This is a genomic window from Planctomycetia bacterium (assembly GCA_015075745.1).
Lineage (GTDB): Bacteria > Planctomycetota > Phycisphaerae > UBA1845 > UTPLA1 > UTPLA1.
On the sequence record JABTTW010000001.1, the window covers coordinates 1009313 to 1026693 of the forward strand.

General features: G+C 63.9%; 14 protein-coding genes. 7 read left to right on the plus strand and 7 right to left on the minus strand.

Features of this window, described 5'->3' with window-relative positions:
* Position 1 precedes the first annotated feature (1 nt).
* The gene (locus HS101_04030) at positions 2-310 is read left to right on the plus strand and encodes a hypothetical protein (GenBank protein ID MBE7505436.1); all 309 of its coding nucleotides are present in this window, start codon (positions 2-4) and stop codon (positions 308-310) included.
* Between the two features lie 29 nt (positions 311-339).
* A complete protein-coding gene (locus HS101_04035) occupies positions 340-888 on the plus strand; it encodes a prepilin-type N-terminal cleavage/methylation domain-containing protein (protein ID MBE7505437.1) in 549 nt (182 codons plus the stop codon).
* Positions 889-974: 86 nt separating this feature from the next.
* Here the strand turns inward: HS101_04035 and trpC are convergent, their stop codons facing one another.
* On the minus strand, positions 975-1775 hold the full coding sequence (gene trpC, locus HS101_04040) for an indole-3-glycerol phosphate synthase TrpC (GenBank protein MBE7505438.1): 801 nt from the start codon (positions 1773-1775) through the stop codon (positions 975-977).
* A 54-nt stretch (positions 1776-1829) separates the two neighbouring features.
* On the opposite strand from trpC, the gene HS101_04045 reads away from it, so the two are divergent.
* The 3 genes from HS101_04045 (at position 1830) to HS101_04055 (ending at position 5713) form a co-directional block, all read left to right on the plus strand.
* On the plus strand, positions 1830-2702 hold the full coding sequence (locus HS101_04045) for a CPBP family intramembrane metalloprotease (protein MBE7505439.1): 873 nt from the start codon (positions 1830-1832) through the stop codon (positions 2700-2702).
* Positions 2703-3290: 588 nt separating this feature from the next.
* Positions 3291-4358 carry an outer membrane protein assembly factor BamD gene (gene bamD / locus HS101_04050; GenBank protein MBE7505440.1) on the plus strand — a complete coding sequence of 356 codons (1068 nt, stop codon included), beginning with the start codon at positions 3291-3293 and terminating at the stop codon, positions 4356-4358.
* A gap of 68 nt (positions 4359-4426) precedes the next feature.
* Positions 4427-5713, plus strand: a complete 1287-nt coding sequence (locus tag HS101_04055; protein MBE7505441.1) for a thioredoxin domain-containing protein — start codon at positions 4427-4429, stop codon at positions 5711-5713.
* Here the strand turns inward: HS101_04055 and HS101_04060 are convergent.
* Positions 5710-7371, minus strand: a complete 1662-nt coding sequence (locus HS101_04060; GenBank protein MBE7505442.1) for an alkaline phosphatase family protein — start codon at positions 7369-7371, stop codon at positions 5710-5712. The two genes, HS101_04055 and HS101_04060, sit on opposite strands and share 4 nt — an antisense overlap.
* Positions 7372-7528: 157 nt before the next feature.
* On the minus strand, positions 7529-9142 hold the full coding sequence (locus tag HS101_04065) for a hypothetical protein (protein MBE7505443.1): 1614 nt from the start codon (positions 9140-9142) through the stop codon (positions 7529-7531).
* A 56-nt stretch (positions 9143-9198) separates the two neighbouring features.
* Between HS101_04065 and HS101_04070 the strand changes: the two genes are divergently transcribed.
* The gene (locus HS101_04070) at positions 9199-10200 is read left to right on the plus strand and encodes a hypothetical protein (GenBank protein ID MBE7505444.1); all 1002 of its coding nucleotides are present in this window, start codon (positions 9199-9201) and stop codon (positions 10198-10200) included.
* Positions 10201-10250: 50 nt separating this feature from the next.
* Here HS101_04070 and HS101_04075 read toward each other — a convergent pair whose 3' ends face one another.
* Both HS101_04075 and HS101_04080 read right to left on the minus strand, forming a co-directional pair.
* Positions 10251-11846, minus strand: a complete 1596-nt coding sequence (locus HS101_04075; GenBank protein MBE7505445.1) for a hypothetical protein — start codon at positions 11844-11846, stop codon at positions 10251-10253.
* Between the two features lie 78 nt (positions 11847-11924).
* A complete protein-coding gene (locus HS101_04080) occupies positions 11925-12665 on the minus strand; it encodes a glycosyltransferase family 2 protein (protein MBE7505446.1) in 741 nt (246 codons plus the stop codon).
* A 259-nt stretch (positions 12666-12924) separates the two neighbouring features.
* Here HS101_04080 and HS101_04085 point away from each other — a divergent pair, with 259 nt between their 5' ends.
* On the plus strand, positions 12925-13749 hold the full coding sequence (locus HS101_04085; GenBank protein MBE7505447.1) for a tetratricopeptide repeat protein: 825 nt from the start codon (positions 12925-12927) through the stop codon (positions 13747-13749).
* A 69-nt stretch (positions 13750-13818) separates the two neighbouring features.
* On the opposite strand, the gene HS101_04090 is transcribed toward HS101_04085, so the two are convergent.
* A complete protein-coding gene (locus HS101_04090) occupies positions 13819-14142 on the minus strand; it encodes a hypothetical protein (protein MBE7505448.1) in 324 nt (107 codons plus the stop codon).
* Between the two features lie 65 nt (positions 14143-14207).
* A complete protein-coding gene (locus tag HS101_04095; protein ID MBE7505449.1) occupies positions 14208-17288 on the minus strand; it encodes a DEAD/DEAH box helicase in 3081 nt (1026 codons plus the stop codon).
* Positions 17289-17381 lie beyond the last annotated feature (93 nt).

The following is a 17381-nucleotide window of genomic DNA, read 5'->3' on the forward strand; positions in this document are numbered from 1 at the left end:
GATGTCCGAGCAGACAACGACCACGATCACCCTTGACCGATTTACACGGGGCATTCTTTGCGCGCTGACGGTCCTGCTGACCATCATCGCCATCGAGCTATGGGTCGGCCGGCCGGACGGCGTTCCGACCGCGCGGGCGCAGATCCCGGACACGGCCTTGCAACGACGCGAGATCGTCGAAGAAACTCGCCGCACGAATGTGCTGCTGGGGCAGATACTCGAACACCTGAAGACCAAGCCGGTGCAGGTCACGATCAAGGCCGACGAACGAAAGCCCGCTACCAGGCCGGGGCCGCGCGTCGGCAAGTGAGATAGCTCGTTAAGCATGGGGGAAGAAACATGCATCGAAACGCATACACGATCGTGGAACTGCTTATCGTGGTCGTCGTCGTGGGCATCGTCGCCGCCGTGGCCTGGCCCGACGCCGAGGCCGGGCTGCGCGAGCAGGCGCGACTTGCGGCCGAGCGCTTCGAGAATGACGTTGAATACGCGAAGAGTCTTTCGCTGCGCGATCCGGCCGATCCTGCGGCGATCAAGATCGAGCCGGATAACAACCGCTACTTCATCTCGAAGAAATCGGCCCCCGATACGCCGATTACTCATCCCGTGACGAAGAAGCCGTACATCGTTCAGTACGGACCCGGAGGCACTCCGGGGCTCGATCAGGTGAAGATCGACGGCGCTGAACTCGGGGGCGATGCCGTGGTGGTCCTCGAATCGACGGGCAATCTCGACCAATCGACGTCCGCCGTCCTGCAACTCAGTGCGGCGGGTGCGGAGGCCGAAGTGATCGTCGCGCCGGCCGGCGGCGGTACGAAGGTGGGCGGCACGTTTACCAAGACGGTCTCGCTGAAGCCCACGGTGATTGAGGACGAGGACGAGGGTTGAGGCAAAGTGGTTGTCGGGGGAATGGGCAAGTAGCGATCGATGCGCGGCGTGATTGCGCGCGGCCCCCCCACTTTTGAAGTACAAGACTAAGCCCCTCCCAATAGCTCGCGCACCATTGCGCCGATGTCGTCGGCGCGCATGAGCGTCTCACCGACGAGGATCGCGCAGGCCCCCGCCACTGAAAGGGCCTGAACGTCTGCACGCGATTGAATACCGCTTTCCGCCACGAATCGGACGCCTTGCGGCAATTGCCTCGCCAGCGAAAACGAGGTCATCAAGGTTGTCCGCTGGGCGTGCAGGTCGCGATTGTTGATGCCCAGGAGCGCACGATCCTGCGGGGAAATCAACGGCAGGACGCGCGGGAGATTCGCCGGGTCGTGCAGCTCGATCAGGGTCGCCATGCCCAGTTGTCGCGACAATTCGGCGAGGGATCGCAGCCTGTCGCTGCTCAGGATCTCGGCGATGAGCAGGATTGCATCGGCCCCGGCCGCGCGGCTCTCGAACACCTGATACTCTTCAAGAATGAAATCCTTTCGCAGGACCGGCAACGACGACTTTCGTTTGACGGCCTCGATGAAGCTGAGATCGCCGGCGAAGTAAGAGCGATCGGTCAGGACGCTCAGGGCCGCCGCGCCGTTTGTTTCATAGATCTGTGCGATGGCGACGGGGTCGAAGGGCTCGCGGATGAGTCCGGCCGAGGGGGACTTCTTTTTTATCTCCGCAATCAACGCGGTCCTGCCGGGAAGCGTCACTGAATCGTAGAAATTCCGGGCGGGCTCCGCCTTACCGGCCGCGGTCTCCTGAGAGGCGAACGAGACCGAGGCCTTCGCCGCCGCGATTTCGCGTCGTTTGGTCTCGACTATCTGTTCCAATATAGTGCCCGTCATGCGTCGCTCCCGTGTGCCACTTTAGAATTGCCCCCGCCAGGATGCAACCACACGATGCCGTCGAACTGGACCCGGCTGGAAGTTGCTGAACTGATCGTCTTGTGCTGCGGCGCGGGGCTGCTTGTCGTTGGAGCCGTATGGTTGACGGTGCGCAAGCGTTGGGCCGATGTCCTGCGGCTTCCGGAGTTGCCGCGAAACGACGTTGAGCCGATTGATCTGCTTATCGCATTGGCGGCGATGTGGCTGCTGCCGGGCATCTTTGGAATCCTCCTTGCGGGCCCGACGAACGGGGATACGACGACGCAGCCGACGACTGCCCCAGCGGTTGCGTCCACGACGACCGCCGTGGCCGTGATTGTGGCCCAGCTCCTGACGGTCATTATTCTTCTGCTGATCGGGCGAGCCAGGACACGGGGGGGGCTTGTCGATTGGGGGCTGGGCTTTCGCCGTGTGGGGACTCGCGTTTTGCAGGCGGCGGTCGCCTATGTCGCGGTCTGGCCGCTTTGCACGATCGCCTTGCATCTGACTGTGTTCGGGATCGAACTGGTTTGGCCTGATTACAAGCCGGTCGAGCACAATACAATCAAGACGCTGCTTTCCGGAGAGGCGGACCGGCTCACGATTGTGCTGACGGTGGCGGGGGCGACCTTGATGGCCCCGATGGTTGAGGAGATGTTTTTTCGCGGGTTGTTTCTGCCGCTGATTGCCAGGGCGGCGCGAAGCCGATGGGCGGCGGTGCTTTTGTCGGGGATGGCGTTCGGGCTGTTTCACGTTCCTCTTTACCATGCGATCCCTGCGCTGGCGGTGTTCGGCATCTTGCTCGGGTATCTCTACGTTCGCACGGGATCGCTGACGCTGGTGATTTTTGTTCACGGTATTTTTAATGGTAAGACCCTCCTTTGGGTGGCGCTGGGGGCGACGCCGTAGCGGCTCGAAATCCAAGGTGACACATGGCGATGTCGGGGGTTGCTGGTCAGCCGTCGCCAAACGGCAAGCCGCTTCGTTGGTCGCGCGCAAGTCGAGCAAAATCGAAGGTGACATAAGGTGACACAGCCGAATTTTCTCGATTGCAACTCTTGTGGCGGGCGTGTGTTGGGGCGATGCGCTTTTTGGGTGGTTTTTTGTGAAGAACGGCAAAGTGAAGCAGGACCAGTGTATGCCCGAACAGGCGCGGAAAACCTCGGGAAAGTTCGTTTGTAAGTCTTTGAAAAACGAGTCGGGAAAGTGAAACATAGGGGACGAGGATCCGAGGGTTGGGTTGACGTGCGCTTTGTTCATCGCGTGCATCTTTGTTGAGCGTTTGGGCGTTGGGGCTCTATTTGTGAATACTTGCTCCAAGTGCGCGCGGAAATGGGAAATGAGGCAGTGTTGGTGGGTGGAGAGAAGCCGCCGGCTTTTGGCCCGGGGGCGATATGCGAGGATGTTTGCGATTGGGGCGGGGATGTTTAGAATCCGCGCAGCGGCCGCATTGGCGCGGCGAGAGATCGAGACTGATACATCATCGAGGCCAGAACCATGAAGCGATCCGCCCTGCCGGCCTGCCTCCTCTTGTTCGCCGTTGTCACTTTCGCGACGGCTGCCGATCCGCCGGAGACATTTCAGGAGCGGCTGGAGTACGACGCCGAAAGCGGGGAGTGGATTGAGACGGCTGCGCCGATTCCCGGCACGGAGGAAGGCGACCTGGCACTGGCGCGATCTCTTGTGGCGCGGGAGGAATTCAAGGCTGCGCGGAAGGCGATGGCGGCGTGGTTCAAGACGTGGCCGGAGTCGGCTCACTGGCCGGAGGCGCTTTTTTATGCGGCGGAGAATGAGGTGTCGGCGGAGGATGCGAAGCCGAAGTCGGGCGATTTGATCAAGGCTTATGGATGGCTGGAGGAATTGCTGGACGGGTGGCCGGGGACGGAGTTGTCTGACCGGGCGATCCGGAAGGAACTGATCATCGCGGAGATGCTGCTTTTCAAGGAGCGGAAGCAGAAGGTGTGGAAGGGCGTGCTGTGGCTTTCGGGCGAGGAGGAGGCGCTGACGATGCTCGACCGGATCATTGACGATCGGGCGCGCGACACGCCGGTGGCGGAGCAGGCACTTAGGCTGAAGGCGGACTATCACTATGTGAACGGCGACTTTGAGGAGGCGGAGGAGGCGTATGCGAGATTGATGCGCGACTTTGCGCGGGGGCGGTATTCGAAGTTTGCGCTGCTGCGGGCGGGCGAGTCTGCCCTGGCGCGGTTTCCTGGGGTGGATTTTGACGATGCGGATCTTCTGGAGGCGGAGGTCTATCTGAAGGACTACCGGCAGAAGTATCCGGAGGAGGCGGGCGAATATATGGTGCCGCAGCTTCTTTCGCGGATTGAGGAGAGCCGGGCGGAGAAAGACTTTCGCGTCGCGCAGTATTATCGACGGGTGGGTCAGATTGACGCGGCGGTCTATTACTATCGAATGATCGAGCGGGACTGGTCGGCGACGACGTGGGGCGGACTGGCGCATCAGCAGTTGATCGAATTGGGGGCGATCGAGCCGGAGGTTTCTGCTGACGCAGTTTCAGTGGTTGACGAGGCGCCGGCGGCGGAGTCGCAGGACGACTAGAGCGCGAAGGTGCGGCGAGCATTCTGCCATCAGGCCACGGCAGTCATGAGAGACAGCGCAGCAGCCAAATGAGATCAAACCAATCGCTTGGACGATGGGCGGTCGTCGCGCTGGCCGCGGTGGGCTGCTATATCTGCGTGACGCTCGTGAACATGAGCGTGGGAGATTCGACGACGGGGGCGTCGGGACTGGGGGCTTCGCTTTGCACACCGAGCGAGGCGGTGAACTGCGACTATGTGCTGGCCAGTAAGTGGGCGAAGATCGGGCCGGCGCCGGTGGCGGCGCTGGGGGTGATGTACTTTGCGGTCATTGGGGCGTGGTTTGTTGCGGTCGGGATTCCCAACATGGCGGGTCGGCGGTGGCACGGCGTGCCGGCGGGATTGTGCGCGGCCGGACTGATCGGCTCGGCTTTTTTTGTTTATGTGATGGCGGCGAGGCTGCCGGTCTGGTGCACGTGGTGCGTGGCGGCGCATGGGGTGAACCTTGTTGTCGCGATGATCGTTTTTCTGACTTGGCCGCGAAGGCGGGCGACGGAAGAGACGTCGCCGGCTTATCCATCGATGGGCAGGGCGCTGGGCACGATCATCGGATGCGGCGGCGCGATGGTGATTATCTTTTTGGCTGTGTTCGCGTATCAGCTTCAGATTGCCACGCGGCGGATGCAGTTGGAACTGATGGCGGCGACTAATAACGCGGCGTATGTCTCGTGGAAGCTGGGGGCGCAGGCGCCGCGGGCGATGCGGATTCGGCAGGGGGCGGCGTCGATTGGGCCGGAAGGCGCGGCGCACACGCTGGTGGCGTTCACGGATTTTGAGTGCCGGCACTGCGCGTGGTTTCACGATTATGCGGATCGGCTGGGGCAGCTTTTTCCGAAGGAGCTGCGGATTGTCTTTTTGCATGCGCCGATGTGCCGGGCGTGTAATCCGTCGGTGACGAAGACGTTTCACTACTTTGCGTGCGAGGCTGCGCGTGCGGCGGAGGCGGCGCAGCTTTCGACGACGGCGGAGAAGGCGAAGGCGTACCGGACGCTGTTGTATCGAAGCGCGGACGACTTTGCCTCGCGGCCTTATGCGGCGCTGGCGCGGACGGCGGGGATCGACGCGGGTGAGTTTCAGAAGATGTTTGAGAGTGAGGCGAGCGAGGCAGGCGTTAAGGCGGATGTGGCGCTGGCGAACGAACTGGGTGTGGAGGGGACGCCTTCGATCTGGCTGGATGGGCGCAAGCTGCCTACGTGGCATATTCTGAGCGATGAGCCGAATCCGAAGATCAGCGTGGCGAAGACTGATGCAATGTGGGGGGAACTGCTGCGCGCTGATGCGGCGAGGCGCGGGGCGGCGCAAGAAACGGGCGATTAGTCGAGGTAGCCGAGGGCACCGAGGCGGTCGGCAACCTCTTCCATCTGGCGCTGGGTCATTGCGGCCGTGTCGTGCTCGTCGATCTTGCGCTCGACCGGCGGCTCGTAATGGACTTCGACGGGCTCGTCGAAGATGGCGCTGAGGACGTTTCCGTCCATGTCCTTGGGGACGCGCTCGCCGAGACCGGCGAGGACGGTCGGGGCGATGTCTTCGATGTGGGCATGAATCTTCTTGCCGGCGGCGATGCCGGGACCCTGGGCGATAAAGATGCCTTCGAGGCGATGGGTGCCTTCGAGGCGATCGAGAGGGACCCAGCGGACGGGGGAGCTGCCGCGAATTTTCTTGACGACGGCGAGGCCATCGGCGGGAGCCAACAACAGATCGGGCATCCAGGGGTAGTCCTTGCGGCGGCAGCCGTAGAGGTCTTCGGTGTTGTAGACCTCAGGGAAGATTTTCATCTCGTTGCCGTCGCGATCTCGACAGGTGGCGGCGAGAAGGCGCTTGCGAATCTCATCGCGCAGGGAGTCGTAGCGCGACTCGTCGACGATGCCGTGCTTTTGGCGACCTTTCAGGTTGATGTAGAGGTAGCCGTAGATGCCAGCGTGGAGGACGCAGGCCTGGGTCTTGCTCCAGTCGAAGGCGAGATCGTGATCGAGCTCGCCGACGGAGGCGGCGGGCTGGCCATTCTTGGAGCGCGTCAAGCGGCGCCACCAGACGGCGCCGCGGGTCTGGGCGCGGGCGAGGTTGCTGCGAAGGCTGAGGTAGCCCCAATTGGCCAGGAGGAGATTGGGCTGGGCCTTGGCGTCGAGGCTACCGTGGCCGTGATCGGACATGATGAGGATGGTTGCCTTATTGTCCTCGGCGAGGGCACGGAGCCTGCCGATGGCGCCGTCGAGGCGGGCGAAGCATTCGACGGTCATGCGGTGTCGATCGGGGTCCATGTCGCGGGTGCGCGGGTCGAGGTATCGCCAGGCTTTGTGCTGGAGGTTGTCGACAAGCTTGAAGAGGACCATCATGACATCCCAGCCGTATTTTTCGCCGCAGAAGTTGGCGAGCTCGACACCGCGGTCGAAGCTCTGGCTGATGTAGCGGAGGTTGTCGGCGAAGAGCTTGTCGCCACCGAGGGCCTTGCGCTCCCACTTTTTCTCGTGGGTGTAGTCGGGGTAGCGCGAGAGGATTTCCGACTGGAGCTCCTTGGGCCAGGTGAAGTCCTTGCCGGTGGGCGTGTCGAAGCCGCTGATCATGAAGCCGTTGACCTGCTCGGGGGGGTAGGTCATAGGGACATTGATCGAGCCGACGCGGTAACGCTTCTCGCTGAGGATCTGCCAGATGGTCGGGGTTTTCTGGTTGATCTTTTGATTGTTGTTGAAGACGAGGCGGTTGCTTTCCGGGTCGTAGCGGAGAAAGTCAATGATGCCGTGCTTGCCGGGCCCCTTGCCGGTCATGAAGGTGGTCCAGGCGGCGGGAGTGATGGGGGGACGGGTGGACTCGAGAACGCCGGAGGTGCCGTCCTCAGTTAAGGCGGCGAGGTTGGGCATGAGGCCCTGCTGCATGAGGGGGCGGAGGACGTCGAAGGTCGCGCCGTCGAGGCCGATCATCAGCACGCGAGAGAAGCGTGCTTCCAATCCGTCGGGCTTCTTACCGAATCGCGATGTCACAAAAGATCCTCAAGGCCGGGACTCGCACGGCCGCGCACCGATCAGCGAATCCGACATCACCCACGTGAGATCGGGAATCATACTGTTCTCGTGACGTGGTGGCAAGCAGATGTAGCCATGGCTACATTTGAATCCGGGGTGGTCCTGAATGGGCGGATCAGGGGCCGGGGGCGGGCTGCTTCAGGAAGACGTGCATGTAGGGAAAACGGTCACTGGGGAGCGGGGGTGATTCCAGGATCAGCCGCCATCGCGGATCGGCGGCAAACTCGGCCAGCGGCAGATTGTGGTCGGCAGACTCGGCGAACTGGCGCTCCCAGGCGAAGAGCGTGCCTGGCGGCGCGGCATCCAGTTCCTGCCGGAGGGTTGGGCGCCAGGGTGGGAAGCTGCGGACGGTGACGTAATCCATCCAGACGCAGGCGGAGATGATGGGCTGGTCGGCATGACCCATGGAGCGAAGCTGGCGGCGAACGTCGGCGATGATCGCGGCCTCGGGCGGCGGGCGCAACGGGCCGCACAGTACCGATGCCGCGAGGGCCATCATGATTGCGAGGGTGGTGGGAATCGCCGCTACTGAGAATCGCCCGGCACCAGACGATCGCTCCTTCAGGATGACGGAAAGTGTCACCAGTATGACAGCGATGGTGGCGCAACGAATCGCCTTTACGGCTACGTCGACTCTCGGCAGCTCCGCCGTAACCACATCGGTTGCGCCATGGAGGATGAGTTGCCGCTCCATCGAAAGCCAGAGGAGTGCCATGGCGATGGCGACGAGGATGGCGCTTCTTCGGCGGGCCTGAGGCTCGCTTTCAAACAGGCGGTTCCAACCTGCGAGGGCTGAGATGGCGATGAGTGGACTGATGCCGACGAGGAAACGGGCGTAGCCGCCGGTGTCGTAGAGGCCCAACGCGCGGACGGCCGTTTGGGCGATGAAATAGATGGCGATAGACGCGGCGACCAGGCCGCCGCCGATGCGGGTTAGGGGCGCGATACCGATCATTGCCAGGATGCCGATTCCCGGGCCGAAGGCTTCCATGCTTCGGCTGAAAAACGTCAGCCATCCGCCGCTACCGTATTGTCCTGTGCCGGTGGGATTGAGGAATTGTTCGATAGCGGGCTTGGAGCCGGCGGCCCAGGCGAGCAGATTCACGGCGAGCGGGGCCCAGAGGAGCGGCCAGAGTTTGCGAATGGCGCGTTTTTCCTGGGCGGCACAGTAGAGCCAGATCGGGAGGAATACGATGGCTTCATGCCGGGTGACGAGGGCCAGCGAGAGAACGACGGAAGAGATTGTCCATTGCTTCGACAGGGCGCATCGCGTCGCGAGGATCAGGTAAAAGGCCAGGGCGGTTTCGGTGAGGGTGGTCTGCGAGAGCTGGAAGAAGAGGGGCTGGGCGAACGCGAAAATGACTGCGCCCCAAGCGCTTCGCATCCTGAGTCGGGCTGAGATGCTCCATGCCAAGTAGGCAGACGCGGCGGTCAAGGCAGCGGAGAAGATTCGACAGGCCCCCCAGCCAAGCGAGGCGGGCAAGGCGTAGAGCGCGGTGAAACCGGGTCGGCCCCAGTCGTTGACGAGGTAGGCGGGCCAGGTCCATGCCCATTTGGCGTAGAGGAAATGGGTCAGGTCGTCGAAGTGGAGGATGCCGCCTTTGTGGATCATGCCGCAGGCGGCGCTGATGACGAAGCCGGCCATGCAGAGAACGATTGCGGCGCGGCGGTCGAGCGGCGCAGGAAAGATCGGCGGAGAGGTCGCAATCGTGTGGGGACCGAATAGCATGTCGGGCATCATCGCCGCACGGTGCGGTGTCGCAAGCCTGACGAGAATGTTCGCCGATGACGCCCCACTGCCCCATCGTGACCGTTGATATCGGATCGGCCTTTGTGTCGTTGTGCCGATTCGACGGGAGGACTTTGCATGTTGAGCGGCAGGCGATTGGGTTGCCGGGCGAGGAGTGGCCGAGGTGGATGGGCCTTGTCGCGCCGGCGGGAACGTATCAGGTGATTTGCCGATTGGGCGGCGAGGCGGAGGCGAATCGGCGAGAGATTGAGACGGCGGCGATCGGGCATGGGGCGAAGTTGATTCGATTTGTATCCGACGAGCCGGCGTGCGATCCGGCGATGGCGATTGTCCGGCAGTTGGGCAATCGACTGGGCGAGCGGAACGTTTGTTTTTTGGAGGTCGGGGCGTCGCGATGGCACTGCGGGGTTGTCGATCCGAGCGGGAGAGTTGCGGGGCGAGCGGACGGGCGGATCGAGTCGGGCTCGGCGATTGTGGGCACGATCGCGGCAGCATTGGGCGAGCAGATCCGATCGGCGGCGGCGGAGGCTGCGCTATTGATTGCTTACGGGGGCGCGGGGCCATTACATGCCGAGGCGATTGCGGCGGAGTGCGGGCTGGCGCGGGTGTTGATTCCGCCGCATGCCGCGGCCCTACCGGCGATTGGGATGCTGATTGCCGACATCGTGCTGGACTATCGGCAGGTGATTGAACCGGGGCCGATTGATGTTTCGTTGCTGCGGCGGACCTTTGCGAGGCTGATGGATGAGGCGAATGACGCGGTGACGCGCGAGGGGTACGACGTGGACAACACGATCTGCACGCGGTGTGCGGAGATGGGATTTGCGGGCGATGCGGAGACGGTCGTGGTGAGCTGCGAATTCATGGGTGATGCGGCGGGACTGGCGGACGCGTTTCGGAGGGAGATTGCGAAGACGCCGGGCAGGATTGGGTCAGATGCGCCGATTGAGGTTCGGGCGGCGTGTATTCGGGTGATCATTGATACGCCGAAGATTGAACTGCCGCTGGGGCCGATTCGGGCAGTTGAAGTGTCATAGGTCAGAATCAGTCACGGATGAGGCGCAGCGAAGAGATGCCGGGGGCAGGGCTAACTGGGAACGATGTTAGAGAATTGGGCGGAGACGCGGTCGCGGAGGGCGCGGAGGCGGGGGATGGGATGGAGGGCGTAGAACCACTCACGCCCACCGGCGATGCGGTCGTGCTCAAGGCGACGGATCAGCGCTTGAGCGGATTCTTTTGAGGCGAGATACAGGTCGCCTTGCGTGTGAAGGATATCGTGATTGGCCTGGCGGATGCGGCGCCAGGCGTCGCGGCGCGCGGGACGGTCGCCGGGAGACTCCGTGCGGAGGCGGACTGAGTCTTCGATGGCGGCGGTTCGGCGGGCGGCGAGCTGGGCGAGCGGGTCTTCGGGGTTTTCGACGGTGACGTAGCGCTGGGGATTGAACATGACATCGCGGGCCTGCCGGGCGTGGGCGCGGACGTCTTCGGGACTGACGCCGTAGAGATCGAGCGGCAGACGGAGGGTCGCGGAGACGCAGGCGAAGGCGGGCGGGTCGATGTTGTAGAAGCGCTGGATAAGATCGTCGGTGATCTGATCGTATTTTGCGCCGCCGACGCCGTGGATGAAGAGGTCGCAGCAAACGAGGCGGACAAAGAGGGTCTGGGCCAGGGCGCGAGGGCGCAGGCCGAGCGGAGCAATGACGGCGGGCAGCGACGCGGCGGGGTCCAGCCGGAGGGATGCAGCTTCGATCTCGCCGATTTGGTCGGTTTCCGAGAAGAGAACCACCGAGCGATCCTGGGCCTCGACGAAGAGGCGGCGGCGCGGGCGATCGGGATGGACGACCCAGAAGGGAAGCTCGACGCGGGGGCCGTGCACTTCAAGATCGGGGATGGGGTGGCGCGTGCCGCGAATGTCGCGGCGGTCGCGGTAAGCCTGGAGGGCGGCGTTGTAGGCGGCGGCAGATTCGCGGGCGGCGAGGATGATCGCGGCGGTGAAGGTCATGGCGGCGGCACCGCTGTCAGGCCCCCTGCCGGAGAAGACATCGCTGATACGAAGGAAACTCGGCGTCGATACTCCGATTTCCCTGTCGAGTTCGCTGACGGCGGCGCACCAGCGGTCGACGTAGCCTGCGGCGTGGCCGTCGACCTGAGTGGGAACACTTTGGAAGCCGGTCTGGAAGGCGGCGAGGCCTGAATCGGGATCGGTGGGAATGGCGGCGAAGGCGTCGTTCCAGTCGTCAGGTGAGCTTGAAGCGAGGTGCTCGTAGGCGCGACCGGCGGCGGCGCGCGGGGCGGGGGCGTAGGCGCGGCGCATGGGGTCGGCGGAGCGATCGGGATAAGGAATGTTGAGGCCGGCGGGGACGTCGCTGTCGACGATGAGGAAGACCGCCCTACCGCCGAGCCGCGCGGCGAGTTCGGCGGCGGCGACGTTCTTGATCCAGACGCCGGGGTGCATCCACTCGGGCTGGTGGCCGGTCATGACGACGGGACTATCGCCCACCCAGGCGTCGCGCAAAGACTTGAGGGGACGGTCGAGGATGCGGAGCGGAGAGGCGGAGAGTGCCGCGCGGTTTGCACGGGTCCATGCGGCGAAGGCAGCGGGGTCAGGATGAATGAGGCAGTCGCCGTCGTCGCCGGGCGCGGCGAGGCGATCGATGTCGGTTTGGGAAGCGAGCCGGCTCATTGATTCGGTATGTTAGGCGCAGATCGCGGGCGCGGCAGGGGCGCGGCGGGGATCAGGGCGACGCGGGGGACTTGTGAGTTACTTGCAGGTCGTGCCGCAGCGCTGGACGGCGGAGCGAGACTTGGCGGGCTGGTTGAATTCGGCATGGAAGACGTCCATGTAGTGATCGAGCCGGGAGTTGGGATCGTCGAGGATGCCGCCGAAGTGGCGAGTGGGGTCGTTGTAAATCAGGGGGACGGGCAGCTCGACGATGCGAAGGCAATGCCGGACGGCCTGCACCCAGAACTGCATGGGGAAGGCGTAGCCGGGGACGGTGAGGGGCAACTCGGCGACGCTGGAGACGCGGTAGGCCTTAAAACCGCAGAAGGCATCGGTGAGGGAGAGGCCGAGCTTCTCATTGAGGAAGCGGGTGATTCGCATGTTGATGCGGCGACGGTCTTCGGGGGCCTGGGTACTGACGGGGAAGTCGAGGAGGTAACGCGAACCGGAGATGATGTCGGCGTCGTCCTCGGCGGCGCGGGCGATGAACTCGGGGATGCGGTCGGGTTCGTGCTGGTCGTCGCAGTCGAGGGTGATGATCCAGTCGTAGCCGCCGCGCTTGGCGAAGGCGAAAGCATCGATGAGGCTCTGACCGTAGCCGCGATTCTCGGGGTGGGTGATGAGGTGGATATTGCCGATGTCGCGCAGAATTCGCGGGGTGTCGTCGGTGGAGCCGTCATCAATGATGAGCACGTCGGAGAGACACTCTTTAACGTCGGAGACAACGCGTGCGACGTAGCGGGCCTCGTTGAAAACGGGGATGGCGGCGAGAGTTCTCATGGGGGGCATCCGTTATTCGAAGGATTCTGTCGGTCGCGGCCATCCCTGCCGGCCGGTCGCCTGCTTTGAATATGATAAGTGCGCGGGGGGCAAAGTCAAAGCATTGGCAGCGTAAGTTCGGGTATGGGTTGTACTTGCGAAGGCGCTGGATGAGGCTGGCCGATATAAGAGTTGGGCAGTCGGATGAAGGGCCGCGGTGGTAGGGATGCCAACTCGCAAAAAGCCATGCGCATCAGGAAACGGGCGGAAGATTCGCGCGATGACAATGATGCTTGTCGTGGGCGCGGTGGGATGCCGGCATGGGGCATCGGGGCCGTTTGACGCGGCGTATGAACAACTTGCGGCGCGGGCGACGACAGAGGGGAACGAACTCGCCGCGGCGGAGGACTTCGCGGGCGCAGCACAGGCATACGACAAGGCGCTTCGATATTGGCCGGGCTGCGCGACGGCGCACATGGGGGCGGGCCGGGCGGCCGAGGCGCTGGGGGACGCGGACAAGGCAATCGGACATTATGGCGAGGCGGTGAAGCATGCGCCGTCGGAAAGTGTCTATGCTGTGGCACTTGGGGACGCGCTGCGGCGGAAGGCGGTCACGTCGATGGACCGTGAGGCGCTGGTGGACGCGGCGCTTCGGGCTTATCGGCATGCGCTTTCGATCGACTCAAAGAGTCGGCGAGCGGCGCAGGGGATCGGGCTTTGTCACCGCATCAACGGGCGAACGGATCAGGCGATCGAGGCGTTTTGTCATGCGGCGCGGATGGACGACGGATCGGCGGAGCCCTTTTTACTTTTGGCGGGATTGTACGAATCTCTATCGCGGTATTCCGAATCCATGCGGGCGTATCGCACGGCGCTGAAGCTGGCGCCGGAGGACGCGCGGATCCACAATGCCTGCGCGGCGATGAACGCACGGCTGTCGGACGTGGGCGGACCGAGCCGGCGGTTGGCGCGGCAGCGGGCGATTGCGCACTATCGGCGGTCGCTGGAGATACTGCCGGATCAGCCGAAGATCGTCGCGGAGATGGAAAGACTGGGCCGGACCGCGCCGAGGTGGCTCGCCGGGGGCGTTGACACCGGCGAGTAGCATGGGCGAACGCTCAGGCGAGTCGGCGGCGCATCACCATCGCAAAAAGGTATCGGGGAGACGGCGGGACTATTCCTGTTGCTGCCTGGAATTGTCATCATTGCCAAGCCACTGGGCGGCGTGGGTGGAGACGTGATCGTAGAGGGTCGCGAGGAAACCGACGATCGGGAAGTTGCCGCGCGGGAAGGGCAAGGGGCCGAGCTTTTTGAGGACGGGGGTTGCGTCGGACTGCGGGAATGGCGGGAATTCGGCGAGGTCGGTTTTGCCGTTCCAGAATGTCGTGGGATCGGGGGGGAGGTTGTGCGATGGCGTTGGGGGATCAGTTTGCGGGCCGATGCGAGGGGATGCGTTTAGAGCGGGCCGGGGCGGTTGTTTCTTTGAGTTCTGCGGCATAGGAGAGGTGTGATCTTACCACGGATCGCCGTGCATGTGGAGGGGTCGGCACCGGGCCTGGCTGATCAGGATTCGGAGACGGCTTCGTTGGACAGGGCGAGGTAGTCGCGGAGTTCGACGGTGGACATACCGGTGAGCCACTCATCACCACTGCCGACGATTCGATCGGCGAGGGCGGCTTTTTCGGCGAGGAGGCGGTCGATGCGCTCTTCGACGGTTCCGATGCAGACGAACTTGTGAATCTGGACGCGGCGGAGCTGGCCGATGCGATGGACGCGGTCGGCGGCCTGTTCCTCGACGGCGGGATTCCACCAGCGGTCGAAATGGAATACGTGATTGGCCTTGGTCAGGTTGAGGCCGAATCCGCCGGCCTTGAGGGATAAGAGGAATACGCGCCATTTGCCGCCCTCTTGCTGAAAGGCTTCGACCATGTCGCGGCGCTTCTTCATGGGGGTGCCGCCATGCAGGAAGGGGACTTCGATCTTCAGGCGATCCTGCATGAGCCGCTGCAGCAACGTGCCCATCTGCTTGAACTGGGTGAAGACGAGGGCTTCGTCCCCTTCGTCGAGGACTTCCTCGAGCATTTCGATGAGCCGTTCGCACTTGCCGCTTCGATCGTCCAGGGCCGACTGATCGGCGAGGAAGTGGGCGGGATGGTTGCATATCTGTTTGAGCTTGGTGAGGGTGGCGAGGATGAGGCCGCGACGGCGGATGCCGGTGGCGGTTTCGATTTCGCCGAGGGTCTGGGTGACGGTGCGTTCGTAGAGGGCGGCCTGCTCGGGGGTGAGATTGCAGAAGACGCGCATCTCCATTTTTTCGGGGAGGTCGCGGGAGATGATGGGGTCGGACTTCAGACGGCGCAGGACGAAGGGACGAATGAGTCGGCGAAGCTGATCGGAGCGATTCTGGTCGCCCATCTTTTCGATGGGCAGTGCGAAACGGGCGCGGAAGGCGGTGGCAGAGCCGAGAAGACCGGGGTTGAGCACTTCCATGATCGACCAGAGCTCGGAGAGGTGGTTTTCGATGGGCGTGCCGGTGAGGGCGATGCGGTGCGCGGCGATCAGGGTGCGCAGGGCGACGGTCTGGCGCGCGGTGGGGTTTTTGATCTTCTGGGCTTCGTCCATGGCGATGCGATGCCACTGGACGCGGGAGAAGCCGGGGGCTTCGCGGTCGGCGAGGCCGTAGGTGGTGAGGATGACATCGTGCTGCTCTGCGGCTTCGACGAAGGCGTCGCCCGAGAGGCGCAGCGGGCCGTGGTGGACGAGGACGCGAAGGGTCGGCGCGAAGCGCTGGATTTCGCGTTCCCAGTTTCCGACGACGGACATGGGAGAGAACAGGAGGGTCGGTCCGACTTTTTTTCCGTCGCGGCGCTCGTGGAGCAGGAGGGCGATGAGCTGGATGGTCTTGCCAAGGCCCATGTCGTCGGCGAGGCATGCGCCGATTCCGATTTGATCGAGGAAGGACAGCCAGTGGAGGCCGCGGAGTTGATAGGGGCGAAGCTCGCCGTGAAACTCGCTCGGGGGATCGAAGGCCTCGATTTTCAGTTCGGGTGTCTGGCTGAGAAAGCCTTCGATCCAATCGGCGCCGGACAGGCCGAGGATGGGGAGACCGCTGTCGATTTCTTCCGCCCCACCGGCGAGGCGCACGGCCTGCATGAGTGTGATCGGCCCCTTTGGGCGGCTTTCGAGGAAGGCGAGTGCACGGGCGGCGGTTTCGTGGTCGATGCCGATCCACTTTCCGCGCAGCCTGACGAGCGGGGCCTTCTGGGCGGCGATCTTTTGAAACTCGTCCATGGTGAGTTGCTCGCCGCCGATGGCGACGCGCCAGTTGAAGTCCAGCAGGGACGAGAGGCCCAAGGGGCTTAGGCCGAAATCGCGATCGCCTGTGCCGTGTGTGGCGCGCGGCTCGACGACGAGCTCGAGGCCGAGCTGCTGGTCGGAGATGGCGGCCCACTCGGGAAGGACGATTTCGTAGCCGTCGGCGGCGAGGAGCGGTGCGCGTTCGCGCAGGAAGGCGTGGGCCTCGGCCGTGGTCAATCGGACGGCGCTACCGCGAGCGCGGGAGAGTGCCCTGCGAAGTTCCGGGCAGACTTCGGCGGCGCGCGTCAACTGCGAGACGAGTTGCACGCGACGCGAGAGCAAATGTGATCCGAGGACGGTCGGGGCGTCGTTTCGCTCGGCCCAGACCTGGGTGAGGTCGAGGGGCTCGCCGGTTTCCGGTAGGCGCATTTCGAAGGCGAGACGCCAGGCTGCCTCGGAGGGCTTGGCGCCTTCGGCCGGCTCCACAAGGATGAAGCGAAGCTTGGGCGATGGGCCGGTGTCTTCCTCGGCCTGGCCGATCCAGTTGCGAATGTTGACCGCGCCGGCGTCGTTGTCATCGGCTTCGGCGTGGACGCGTGTGTCGGCTGCGACGAGGGAGGCGAGCCACTTGAGTTCCCAGGCGGAGGACTCGCGCGCTTTGCGGGTGATCTGCTGGAAGAAGTCGTCGCCGGCGAGGACGCGGCGGATGACGGCGTCGGTGGTGAGCGAGAGAAAACCTTCGACGGCGTCATTGGCGTCAAGCGGCTCGTCGGTGACGGCGGCGCGGCACACCGGCGGCATGACGGCGACGTAACGCTCGAGCCAGAGCAGCTCGGCGGGATCATGGGTCAGGAGCCGCCATCGGCCGAGCAACTCGCCGGGACCGGCCTCGATGACGTCGGGGCAGAACTTTCGACGGGCGATGAGCGAGACGGCGAATCGCGCGAGGGTCGCCCAGTAGCGGAGCGAGCGGCCGTGGGCCTGAAGCGCCGAATCATCGAGCCCCATGAGGAGGTCCATGACGTCGGCGGGCCCGAAGCGGAGGGCGGGGAGCTTGTAGGCGGAGAGGTCTGCCGGGCGCTCGGGCGGATCGGAATTGGCGATTTCCTGGTGGGGAACCGGAGACTCACCGCGAACGGGGAGCCAGACGCGGACGGCGTCTTCGGCGGCGGAGGAGGCCAAGAGGCCGTCGGGGGTGATTTTTCCAAGTGCCTCGTGGAGCGCGGCGGCGGTCATGGCCCATGCGGGCGGGCGGCCGTTTCGGCTGGTCGACGACGCGACGGCGGCGATCGGCGCGGCGGATTCACCGAAGACGCAAAGGGCGTCGCCGGTCCATACGGCGTGCATGATTGAGGCGATTGCGGGTGACTCGGTCGGCGCTGTCGACATCCCCGTAAGGATAGCAGGTTTTTGAGGAGGATGCCTTCCCTGTGAGCGGGA